The sequence below is a fragment of the Microbacterium sp. NPDC058389 genome, from assembly GCF_042722305.1.
GTDB lineage: Bacteria > Actinomycetota > Actinomycetes > Actinomycetales > Microbacteriaceae > Microbacterium.
In genome coordinates this window covers 60,384-71,391 of record NZ_JBHXJQ010000020.1, presented here as the reverse complement: position 1 = coordinate 71,391, position 11,008 = coordinate 60,384, and the positions used below count along the sequence as shown (strand labels likewise).

11 protein-coding genes and 1 tRNA gene are annotated in these 11,008 nt (G+C 72.0%); 4 read left to right on the top strand and 8 right to left on the bottom strand.

From position 1 onward, the window contains the following. Positions 1-116 precede the first annotated feature (116 nt). From ACFWJ8_RS19405 to ACFWJ8_RS19390, 4 genes are all read right to left on the bottom strand, one after another. Positions 117-1,412 carry a M20/M25/M40 family metallo-hydrolase gene (locus tag ACFWJ8_RS19405; RefSeq protein WP_378814632.1) on the bottom strand — a complete coding sequence of 432 codons (1,296 nt, stop codon included), beginning with the start codon at positions 1,410-1,412 and terminating at the stop codon, positions 117-119. Between the two features lie 83 nt (positions 1,413-1,495). Next, a tRNA-Leu gene (locus ACFWJ8_RS19400) sits at positions 1,496-1,580 on the bottom strand. A gap of 81 nt (positions 1,581-1,661) precedes the next feature. Further along, positions 1,662-2,750 (bottom strand): VIT1/CCC1 family protein, encoded by a 1,089-nt coding sequence (locus tag ACFWJ8_RS19395; RefSeq protein WP_378814630.1) that lies wholly within the window; start codon positions 2,748-2,750, stop codon positions 1,662-1,664. Between the two features lie 114 nt (positions 2,751-2,864). After that, entirely contained in the window at positions 2,865-4,736 is a 1,872-nt protein-coding gene (locus tag ACFWJ8_RS19390; protein WP_378814629.1) for a DEAD/DEAH box helicase, read from the bottom strand. A gap of 155 nt (positions 4,737-4,891) precedes the next feature. Between ACFWJ8_RS19390 and ACFWJ8_RS19385 the strand changes: the two genes are divergently transcribed. Further along, complete coding sequence (locus tag ACFWJ8_RS19385) at positions 4,892-5,752, top strand: SGNH/GDSL hydrolase family protein (protein WP_378814627.1); 861 nt, start codon at positions 4,892-4,894, stop codon at positions 5,750-5,752. A 3-nt stretch (positions 5,753-5,755) separates the two neighbouring features. Continuing rightward, on the top strand, positions 5,756-6,445 hold the full coding sequence (locus tag ACFWJ8_RS19380; RefSeq protein WP_378814625.1) for an SDR family oxidoreductase: 690 nt from the start codon (positions 5,756-5,758) through the stop codon (positions 6,443-6,445). A 25-nt stretch (positions 6,446-6,470) separates the two neighbouring features. Here the strand turns inward: ACFWJ8_RS19380 and ACFWJ8_RS19375 are convergent, their stop codons facing one another. Together ACFWJ8_RS19375 and ACFWJ8_RS19370 are read right to left on the bottom strand one after the other, a co-directional pair. Then, a complete protein-coding gene (locus tag ACFWJ8_RS19375; RefSeq protein WP_378814623.1) occupies positions 6,471-7,271 on the bottom strand; it encodes a TrmH family RNA methyltransferase in 801 nt (266 codons plus the stop codon). A 25-nt stretch (positions 7,272-7,296) separates the two neighbouring features. Continuing rightward, complete coding sequence (locus ACFWJ8_RS19370) at positions 7,297-8,070, bottom strand: class I SAM-dependent methyltransferase (protein WP_378814621.1); 774 nt, start codon at positions 8,068-8,070, stop codon at positions 7,297-7,299. 84 nt (positions 8,071-8,154) lie between these two features. Here ACFWJ8_RS19370 and ACFWJ8_RS19365 point away from each other — a divergent pair, with 84 nt between their 5' ends. Continuing rightward, positions 8,155-9,009, top strand: coding sequence for a Sir2 family NAD-dependent protein deacetylase (locus ACFWJ8_RS19365; protein WP_378814619.1), 855 nt, complete (start codon positions 8,155-8,157; stop codon positions 9,007-9,009). 56 nt (positions 9,010-9,065) lie between these two features. Further along, positions 9,066-9,674: a histidine phosphatase family protein gene (locus ACFWJ8_RS19360; RefSeq protein WP_378814617.1), complete on the top strand. Its 609-nt coding sequence runs from the start codon at positions 9,066-9,068 to the stop codon at positions 9,672-9,674. Between the two features lie 20 nt (positions 9,675-9,694). On the opposite strand, the gene ACFWJ8_RS19355 is transcribed toward ACFWJ8_RS19360, so the two are convergent. Continuing rightward, positions 9,695-10,504 (bottom strand): HpcH/HpaI aldolase/citrate lyase family protein, encoded by an 810-nt coding sequence (locus ACFWJ8_RS19355; protein ID WP_378814615.1) that lies wholly within the window; start codon positions 10,502-10,504, stop codon positions 9,695-9,697. Continuing rightward, positions 10,501-11,007 carry a MaoC family dehydratase gene (locus ACFWJ8_RS19350; RefSeq protein WP_378814613.1) on the bottom strand — a complete coding sequence of 169 codons (507 nt, stop codon included), beginning with the start codon at positions 11,005-11,007 and terminating at the stop codon, positions 10,501-10,503. Before ACFWJ8_RS19350 ends, ACFWJ8_RS19355 begins: the two co-directional genes overlap by 4 nt. Position 11,008 lies beyond the last annotated feature (1 nt).

Genomic DNA, 11,008 nt, shown 5'->3' with positions numbered 1-11,008 from the left:
TATGGGGTGTAACTCGGTAAGTCCCGGTACGAGGCCCCGTTTTATCGCGCCGTTACGCTTGGGCGCCTTTCCCCCAGGTAGACGTGCATCCCGCGGGCCGCGCCATCCACTCGGTGTCAGTACGTGCGGAGAAGGTCGGTGAGCACGGCCTGCCCGAACACGAGCGCGTCGATCGGGACCCGCTCGTCGACACCGTGGAACATGCCGGTGAAGTCGAGGTCGGCCGGCAGGCGCAGCGGCGCGAAACCGTAGCCGGCGATGCCGAGGGTCGCGAGCGCCTTGTTGTCGGTGCCGCCCCCCATGAGGTACGGGATGACCGGGGCGCCCGGATCGTGGCGGCCGAGCGCACCGACCATCGCGTCGACGAGGTCGCCGGAGAAGGGCACCTCGAGGCCGATGTCCTGATGCACGATCTCGACCTCGACGCCGTCTCCGACGATGCGGCGGATGTCGGCGAGGGCCGCCTCCTCCGTGCCCGGCAGCACACGCACGTCGACGAGCGCCTCGGCTCGGTCGGGGATGACGTTGTGCTTGTAGCCGGCGACGAGGCCGGTCGGGTTGGTCGTGGTGCGCAGGGTCGAGCGGAGGAAGCCGGATGCCGCGCCCGTCGCCGCGGCGATCGCGTCGGGGTCGTCCGAGGTTTCGCCTGTCAGCCCGGCGAGGCGCTCGGTCATCTCGCGCGTAGCGTCGGTGAGGGTCACCGGCCACGCGGTGCGGCCGAGCGCGGCAACAGCCTCGGCCAGGCGCGTCACGGCGTTCTGGGAGTGGAAGCTGGAACCGTGGGCGGCGCGGCCGCGCGCGACGAGGCGGATCCAGATGAGCGCCTTCTCGCCCACCTGCAGCAGGTACGCGTGGCGGTCGCCGACCGGGATCGAGTAGCCACCCACTTCGCTGATCGCCTCGGTGGCGCCCGCGAACCATTCCGGGTGATTCTCGACGACGAGGGCCGACCCCTCGACGCCGCCGTTCTCCTCGTCGGCGAAGAACGCCAGCACGAGGTCGCGCTCGGGCTGCTCGCCCGCACGCAGGATGTCGGCGACCGACGTGAGGATCATGGCGTCCATGTCCTTCATGTCGACGGCGCCGCGGCCCCACAGCAGGCCGTCCTTGACCACGCCCTCGAACGGGTCGACGCTCCAGTCCTCGGCGATCGCGGGGACGACGTCGAGGTGCCCGTGCAGCACGAGCGCGGGCTTGCCGCGGTCACGGCCGGGCACGCGCGCCATGACGTTCGTGCGGCGAGGGATGGGCTCGTAGAACTCGGGCTTCAGCCCCAGGCCTTCGAGGTACGCGCCGACGTACTCGGCGGCCTCCCGCTCACCGGCGGAGCGACCGCCGCCGTGGTTCGTCGTGTCGAAGCGGATCAGGTCCCTCGCGACAGCGGCGACCTCGGGAAGTTCGGCTTCGGGCATGCCTGCAAACCTATCGTCTCGAACCGGTGACTCGAATCAGGGGGAAATGCCGAAGGCCCCCTTTCGGGGGCCTTCGACTTCTGTGCGCGAGGGGGGACTTGAACCCCCACGCCCTATACGGGCACTAGCACCTCAAGCTAGCGCGTCTACCTATTCCGCCACCCGCGCAGGTGGTTTTCGGTTTCGCAACCGAGGAATGACATTACCACGTCACTCGGGGTTCAACGAATCGCGCGCAGCCCGGGCGCGTCAGCCCATCGACACGCCGAACAGCAGACCGAGCACGTACGTCACCGCAGCGGCCCCGAAACCGATCGCCAGCTGCCGCAGTGCACGCTTGAGAGGCGGTGCTCCCGACAGCAGACCGACGGCCGCACCCGTCGACATGAGGGCGACGCCCACGAGCACGAGCGCGAGCACGACGGCCGTCAGTCCCGACAGCCCGAAGATCCACGGCAGCACCGGGATGATGGCGCCCGACGCGAAGAACAGGAAGCTCGACAGTGCTGCCCCCCACGCGCTGCCGACGACCTCGCCGTGGTCGACGAGCTCGATCGGGCCGCTGTCGGCACGCCCGCGGCCGAGCGCCTGCGCCTGTGAGACGACACGGCGGGCGCGCGCCGAAGCCTCGGCCTCGGGCATCCCCCGCGTCCGGTAGACCAGGGCGAGCTCGTTCGCGTCGATGTCGAGGTGCGGGAGCGCGATGTCGGCGAAGTCGCTCGGCTCGGTCGCCGCGAGCAGCTCGCGCTGCGAGCGGACCGACACGAACTCCCCCGCACCCATCGACAGGGCGCCCGCGAGGAGACCGGCGACGCCGCTGAAGAGCACGAACTGACTGCTGGCGCCGGTGGCGCCGATTCCCATCACGAGCGCGAGATTCGACACCAGGCCGTCGTTGGCGCCGAACACGGCGGCGCGGAACGTGCCCGACAGACGACGGCGGCCGCGGGCGGCGAGGCCGCGCACGACCTCGTGGTGCACCTTCTCGTCGGCGGCCATCGTGGGGGTGGCGAAGGGCTCGTCGTCGTACGGTGAGCGCGCCTCGGCGTTCTGTGCGAGCGCCAGCACGAAGATCGACCCGAACCGCTTGGCCATCGTGCCGAGCATGCTCGTGCGCACGTCGGGGCGGGGCGGCTTCGCCGGCTCGCCGCCGAGCAGTCCCAGCCAGTGCGCCTCATGGCGCCCCTCCGCCTCGGCGAGGGCGAGCAGGATCTCGCGCTCCTCGCCCTCACGACGGCCGGCGAGCTCGCGGTACACGCGGGCCTCGGCCCGTTCGTTCACGAGGTACTGCGCCCATCGGCGGCGATCACGGTCGGTCGGTGCGGCGGGCGCGCTCACTCGAGCCTCCAGTCGGATTTCGGGGACTCGTCAACGGTAGTCAGCGCCCGCGGCCGGACCGCCCCGAAACCGAGGATTGCCAGCATTTCGGGGTTCCGAACCGCTCCGCAGGCGTCAGGAGTGCACGCGCTTGCGGAGCACCTCGATGCGCGCCTGCAGCTGCGTCACGGTCGCGTGCGAGACCGCGGGCCCGCCGCAGATGCGGCGCAGCTCGGCGTGGACGAGGCCGTGCGCCTCGCCGGACTGCCGGGCGTAGAGACCGACGAGGCTGTTGAGCAGCTGACGCTGCTCCTTCAGCGTGCGGTGCAGCGCCTGCGGCAGCGCGGGCTCCTCCTCCGGCGCGGCCTCGCGCTCGTGCGCCTCCCGGGCGGAGCGGTGGCGGGACTGCCGCGATACGCGCGACATCAGCACGTCGTGCACCTGGTCGGGTTCGAGCAGGCCCGGGATGCCGAGGAACTCCTCCTCCTCGGGCGTGCCGGGCACCGCGAGCTGACCGAACTCCTTGCCGTCGAACAGCACGCGGTCGAAGTGGGCGAGCGAGCCGAGCGCCTGATAGGTGAACTCCTGCTCGAGCGCGTCCGACGCCTTGTCCTCGCGCTCGGCCGCGTCCATCATGTCTTCTTCGGCGTTCCACTCGTCGTCGCCGTCCGAATCGCGGTCCAGCGCGTGGTCGCGCTGCACCTCCATCTCGTTGGCGAGCGCGAGCAGCTGCGGCACGTTCGGCAGGAACACGCTCGCGGTCTCGCCGCGCCGGCGGGCCCGCACGAAGCGGCCGATGGCCTGCGCGAAGAACAGCGGCGTCGAGGCGCTCGTGGCGTACACGCCGACCGCGAGCCGCGGCACGTCGACGCCTTCCGACACCATGCGCACGGCGACCATCCAGCGGCCGGCGGACTTCGAGAACTCCTCGATTCGCCCCGACGCCTCGGCCTCGTCCGACAGCACGACGGTGGGCGGCTCTCCGGTGATCTCGTGCAGGATCGCGGCATAGGCGCGCGCGGCGGTCTGATCCGTCGCGATCACCAGGCCGCCGGCATCCGGGACATGCTCGCGCACCTCGGTGAGGCGCCGGTCCGCCGAGCGGAGCACGGCGGGGATCCAGTCCCCCTCGGGATCGAGAGCGGTGCGCCACGCCTGCGACGTGATGTCCTTCGTGTTGTCCTGCCCGAGCTGGGCCTCCATCTCCTCGCCGGTCTTCGTGCGCCAGCGCATCTGCCCGGCGTAGACCATGAACAGCACGGGGCGCACGACGCCGTCTTCGAGCGCGCGCCGGTAGCCGTAGGCGTAGTCGGTGCGCGAGACGCGGATGCCCTTGTGGTCGGGGTGGTATTCGACGAACGGGATCGGCGCGGTGTCGCTGCGGAACGGCGTGCCGCTCAGCAGCAGCCGCCGGGTCGCCCGCGCGTAGGCCTCGCGCAGCGCGTCGCCCCAGCTGAGCGCATCGCCACCGTGGTGCACCTCGTCGAGGATCACGAGCGTCTTCGCATCCATCGTGAGGCGCTGGTGGACCGACGCCTTCACCGCGACCTGCGCGTAGGTCACGGCGACACCGTGGTACTGCCGCGCGGGGACGAAGTGCCGGTTGCTGAACGCGGGATCGAGCCGGATGCCGACGCGCGCGGCGGCGTCGGCCCACTGGGTCTTCAGGTGCTCGGTGGGGGCGACCACGACGATCCGGTTGACGATACGGCGACGCAGCAGCTCGCTCGCCAGGCGGAGAGCGAACGTCGTCTTGCCTGCGCCGGGGGTCGCCGCCGCGAGGAAGTCGCGCGGCCCGCCGCCCGCGCCGTCGGGCCCGTCGAGCGAGAAGTACAGGTCGAGCGCCTCGGCCTGCCACGCGCGCAGGCGCTGGGCCGTGCCCCACGGCGCACGCTGCGGGTACGTCGGGCTCAGATGCTCGGCCGCGAACGATCCGATGTGGGGATCGGACGCCGTCACGTCGGGACGTTCTTCGAGCAGGGGTGCGGCGGCTGATTCGTCGGTCACCGAACACCCCTTCCCCGTAGACAACGAGTCACCACGATAAACGACCCGGACGACATCGAGGGTCGGGACGCCGCCGGGTCGCGGCATCCGATCCCGTCCTCTCCGCGCCGCGATAGCCTGACAGTCGGTCACAAGCCGAGGAGGACGCGAGCCACATGCCCACACGCGAGGATCACCGGAGTCCCTACGTCGCCAACGCCGAGCCGCACCCGTGGCGGCGGTACGTCGCGCTGGGCGACTCGTTCACCGAGGGCGTCGGCGACCCCGAGCCGGCGGCGCCGAACGGACTGCGCGGCTGGGCGGATCGCGTCGCCGAAGTGCTGTCGGAGCAGGTCGACGACTTCGCGTACGCCAACCTGGCGATCCGCGGGCGGCTCATCGGCCAGATCGTCGAGGAGCAGGTGGAACCGGCGATCGCGCTGCGCCCCGACCTCGTGACGTTCTCGGCCGGCGGCAATGACGTCATCCGGCCCAACGGCGACCCCGACCACGTCGCGCAGCTGTTCGAGGACGCCGTCGTGCGCCTGTCCCAGGGCGGCGCGACGGTCGTCGTCTTCACCGGCATCGACACGGCGTTCACGCCGGTGTTCCGCGGCATCCGCGGCAAGGTCGCGATCTACAACGAGAACATCCGGTCGATCGCCGACAAGTACGACTGCATCGTCGCCGATCAGTGGGCGCTCAAAGAGGTGCAGGACATGCGCTTCTTCGACGACGACCGCCTGCACTACAACGCGCTGGGCCACCACGAGATCGCCCGCATGGTGCTGCGCGCGCTGAACGTCCCCAACGACCTGCAGCCCATGCAGCCCGACCCGCTGCCGCTGCGCACGTGGCGCGAGGCGCGAGCCGTCGATCTCGTGTGGGCACGCGAGTACCTCGTCCCCTGGGTGCTGCGGCGCCTGCGCCACCAGTCCTCGGGCGACACCGTCTCGGCGAAGCGACCCGACCCACTGCCCGTGACGACTCTGGCACCCGGCAAGGACGCGGCGGCCCACCGCGGCGAGGAGGTCTGAGACGTGACGACGCACCTGATCACCGGCGCCGGCTCCGGAATCGGCGCCGCTCTGGCCGATGTGCTCAGCGCTCGTGGTGACGAGCTGTGGCTGCTCGTGCGCGACGCCGGCCGAGCCGCGCAGCTGCGTGAGCGGTTCCCAAGCGCGCAGACCCTCGTCGGCGACCTCGCCGACCCCGCCCGCCTCTCGTGGGCGTTCAGCCACCAGAGTGTGCCGCCGCAGCTGGACTCGCTCATCCACGTCGCGGGCATCGTCGAGCTCGGCTCCGTCGCCGACACCCCCGTCGCGACGTGGCAGCAGCAGCTCAACGTCAACGCCGTCGCCCCCGCCGAGCTCACCCGGCTCATGCTGCCCGCCCTGCGGACGGCACGCGGGCACGTCGTGTTCGTGAACTCGGGCGCGGGTCTGCGGGTCAGCCCCGAGTGGGGCTCGTACGGTGCCAGCAAGTTCGCGGTGCGGGCGATCGCCGACGCGCTGCGCGAAGAGGAGCGCCCCCACGGGGTGCGCGTGACGACCGTGTATCCGGGCCGTACCGCCACTCCGATGCAGGAGAAGGTGCACCAGCAGGAGGGATCGGCCTACGATGCGGCCCGCTGGATCGACCCGGCCTCCGTCGCGACCGCGATCGTCGCCGCTCTCGACCTGCCGCGCGACGCCGAGCTCACCGAGCTGACGGTCCGCCCCGGCGCCTGAATCGCGCCGTCCGGCACCGCGGCGTTCAGCGGGCGCGCAGCTCCCACAGCGCCACCGCGCTCGCCGCGGCGACGTTGAGCGAGTCGACGCCGCCGGCCATCGGGATCGTGACGACCGTGTCGGCGGCCTCCAGCGCGCGCCGTGACAGACCGTCGCCCTCGGCTCCGAGCATCAGTGCGACCCGCTCGGGCCGCCGCGCGCTGAACGCGTCGAGCGACACCGCGTCGTCGGCCAGCGCGAGTGCCGCCAGCTCGAACCCGGCTTCGTGCAGCACGCCGCGGGCCTCGGACCACTCCGGCAGCCGCGTCCACGGCACCTGGAACACGGTGCCCATGCTGACGCGCACGCTGCGCCGGTACAGCGGGTCGGCGCACCGCGGGCTCACGAGCACCGCGTCCGCGCCGAGTCCGGCGGCGGCCCGGAAGATCGCGCCCACGTTCGTATGGTCGACGATGTCCTCCAGCACGACGACCAGCCGGGCATCCCCCACAACGTCGGCGACGGCCGGGAGCGGGGGCCGGTGCATCGCCGCCAGTGCTCCGCGGTGCACCGCGTACCCGGTGAGCGACTCGGCGATGCCGGGCGTCACGACGTACACCGGTGTGGCGGCATCCACGAGGTCCTCGATGTCGGCGAGCCACTTCTCCTGCACGAGCACCGAGCGTGGGCGATGGCCGGCGGCGAGGGCCCGGGCGATGACCTTCGCGGATTCGGCGATGTAGAGCCCGCCCTCGGGCTCCAGCACGCGGCGCAGCGCGACGTCGGTGAGGTCGCGGTAGTCGGCGAGGCGTTCGTCGGCGGCGTCGGTGATCTCGAGGACTGGCACGCCTCATCGTCCCACGCCGACACGTTCAGCCGGCGAGGCCGACCGCCGCCCAGGCGCGCGCGGTGATCGCGAACGCGCCGTCACCGAGGTCGTCGCGCAGTGCGCGCTCCAGGCGTGCGACCGCCTCATCGTCGAGCGTCGCGACGTAGCGTCCGGCAGGGCCCACGCCGCCCAGGAACGGCGCCCACCAGTCGTCGAAGTCGCGGAAGGCGACGGTGCAGCCGACGACGGCCTGCGTCACATCCTGCACACCCGCGCGCTCGAAGATGTCGACGAGCTGGCCCTCGGAGGCGCCGTTCATCCCGGACTCGGTGCGCACGTCGGGGTCGAGGACCGTGGCGACGCGCCAGAAGTCCGAGAGTGGTCCGCTGCCGCCGCCGTGGTCCCACACGCACGCGCTCACCCGGCCGCCGGGCGCGGTGACGCGCGCCATCTCGGCCACGCCGCGCACCGGGTCGGTCATGAAGTGCACCACGAGCTGCGCGAGCGCGGCGCCGAACACGCCGTCGGGGAACGGCAGCGCCTCGGCCGCGGCGACGCGCACGTCGGCCTCGGGGCAGGCCTCCGCCGTCGCCGCCGCGAACACGGGTTCGGGGTCGACCGCCGCGAGTGTCTCGGCGCCGCGGCGCCGGGCCAGCTCGAGGGTCAGCATCCCCGGTCCGCACCCGACGTCGAGCACCCGTGCCTTCGCGGGCACGCCGTCGAGCCCGATCGCCGCGAACTCCTCCGCCAACGGCGTCGAGAATCGACCCATGAATGCCGCGTAACCCTGTGCGCTCACCCCGCCGAAGCCGCTCACGGCCTCATCCTGGCACTCCGGCGCCCACGCCGTAACATGCCCGAAAACCGCGAGGCCTACACTCGACCCCGAAGGGGGTGCGCCGTGACGACGATCGCGACCGAATTCGACGCGAGAACGACGGATGCCGTGGCCGCCGCGGTCTCGGAGCTGTCGGGCCGACGCATCGCGGTGCTGACCGGCGCCGGCGTCTCCACGGACTCGGGCATCCCCGACTACCGCGGCGCAGGCGCACCCGTGCGCACGCCCATGACGGCGGACCAGTTCCTCTCCAGCGAATCCGCTCGCCGCCGGTACTGGGTGGGCAGCCATCTCGGGTGGAAGGCCTTCGCAGCCGCCGCGCCGAACGCCGGGCACCGCGCGCTCGCCACGCTGGAGGATCGCGGCCTCGCCACCGGCGTCGTGACCCAGAACGTCGACGGCCTCCACGTGCGCGCCGGCAGCCGCCGCGTCGTCGAGCTGCACGGCACGATGCGTCGCGTCTTCTGCACACACTGCGGTCAGGTGTTCGACCGCCGGGACCTCGCGCGCCGGGTCGAAGACGACAATCCGTGGATCCGGGTGCCCGAGAACGTCCCGCTCGGCCCCGACGGCGATGTGCTGCCCGAGAGCACCGACGGCTTCGTCATCCCGGACTGCAGCGTCTGCGGCGGGATGCTGAAGCCCGACGTCGTGTTCTTCGGGGAGTTCATCCCCGCCGCCAAGTTCCGCGAGGCCGAGCAGCTCGTGCACACCAGCGAGGCGCTCGTGATCGCCGGGTCGTCGCTCGTCGTGAACTCCGGCATCCGCCTGCTCGAGCGCGCCCGACGCCGGCGCCTGCCGGTCGTCATCGTCAACCGCGGCGCCACGCGCGCCGATGCGCGCGCGACGGTCAAGATCGACGCCGGCACCAGCGAGGTGCTCCAGGCCCTCGCCGACGCCCTGCCGTCGCGGGCCTGACTCCGCGCTCGGCTGATTCCAGGCTTGCCGGCATCTCACGCCGATAGGGTCGAACGGTGACTGCGCTGACCCTGATCCGCCACGGCGAGACCGACTGGAACCTCGAGCGACGCATCCAGGGGTCCACCGACATCCCGCTCAACGACACCGGACGGGCGCAGGCCCGTGCGGCCGCCGACGAGCTCGCGGCCGAGTTCGACCGCCGTGGGGTGACGCCGATCGTGGTGTCGAGCGACCTGCAGCGGGCGCATGAGACGGCACGCATCATCGCCGCCGTCCTCGATGCCGATGCGCCGATCCTGTACCCCGAGCTGCGTGAGCGCCGCTACGGCGATGCCGAAGGGATGCTGGTATCGGAGTATCGCGCACACCACGGCGGACCCGGGCGGGCGCCCGCGGCCGGCGAGGAGGAGAGCGCGCTCCTGCGTGCCCGCGGCGTCGACGCGCTGCGCCGCATCGCCGCCGACGTGCGTCGCGCGACCGCGCCCACCGACGTGCCGGTCATTGCCGTGTCGCACGGCGGCCTCATCGCCGAGCTCATCCGTCACGCCAGCGGCGACACCCTCCCTCTCGCCGGCGAGCGGATCGGCAACGCCTCGGCTCACCGCTTCGTGGTCGAGCGCGACAGCCTGCGCCTGCTCTCGTACAGCGCCGTCGCCGCGTAAGTAGGCGCCGACGGCGCGGCTCAGCCGCTCGCCCGGGCGAGCACGCTCCGCGCGTGCCGCAGCACGGGCTCGTCGACCATCGCGCCGCCGTACGAGAAGACTCCCCGCTCCCCCGTCGCGGCGGCGAGCACGCCCCGCGCCCACGACACCGCCTTCTCGTCAGGACGGTAGGCGGCACGGATGATCGCGACCTGCGAGGGGTGGATGCAGGCCGTCGCCCGGAATCCGGATGCCGCGGCATCCGCCGCCTCGATGGCCAGGCGCTTGGTGTCGTCGATGTCGAGGTGCACGGCGTCGATCGCGGCCTTGCCGCGCGCGCCCGCCGCGAGCAGCACGCGCGCTCGTGCGTACCGGGCGATGTCGCGGTAGCGCCCGTTGGGCTTGCGGCTGGATGTGCCGCCGAGCGACGCGACCAGATCCTCGGCGCCCCACATGAGCGCCACGACGTTGTCGAGCGCGGCGATGCGGTCCGCCTGGGCGACACCCTTGGCCGTCTCGCACAGCGCCACGACCTCGAATCGGGGATCCAGTCGGCCGATGCGCTTGGGCGACTCCGCCTTGGCGACCATGATGCGCCGGTAGTCGGTCTGCGAGAGCGTCGACAGGTCGGCGGTGAACGCGTCGGTCTCGGGCGGGTTGACCCGCACGATGACGCGGTCGGGGTCCAGCTCCGACTCGATGAGGTGACCGCGTGCCGCCGCTTTGTGGGCGGGGGCCACGGCGTCTTCGAGGTCGAGGATGACGGCATCCGCGCGTTCCATCGCCTTCGCGTAGCGCTCCGGGCGGTCGGCGGGGCAGAACAGCAGGGCGGGTCCGAGATCGAAGCTCACGGGTTCTCTCCTTCGGCGGGCTCAGGCGTGCACCACATGAGCGCGGTGCGGGTGGCCAGGGCGACGACCTCGCCGTGCTGGTTGCGGCCCGTGTGCTGCAGCGTCACGATGCCCTGACCCGGTCGGGACGATGACAGGCGCTTGGCGGTGACCTCCGTCTCGGTGTACAGCGTGTCGCCGTGGAACAGCGGGGCGGGGAACGAGACGTCGGTGAGCCCGAGCTGCGCGACGAGCGTGCCCTGCGTGATCTGCGACACCGAGGCGCCGACCATCGTCGCGAGCGTCCACATCGAGTTCATGAGGCGCTGCCCGAACGGCTGACCCGCCGAGAACGCGGCGTCCAGATGCAGCGCCTGGGTGTTCATCGTGAGCGACGAGAACAGCACGTTGTCGGCCTCGGTCGCCGTGCGGCCCGGCCGGTGCAGGTAGCGTGCGCCCACCTCGAGCTCGTCGTAGTACAGCCCGCGCTGGACGATGACTGCCGTGCTGTCGGGGTCGCTCACG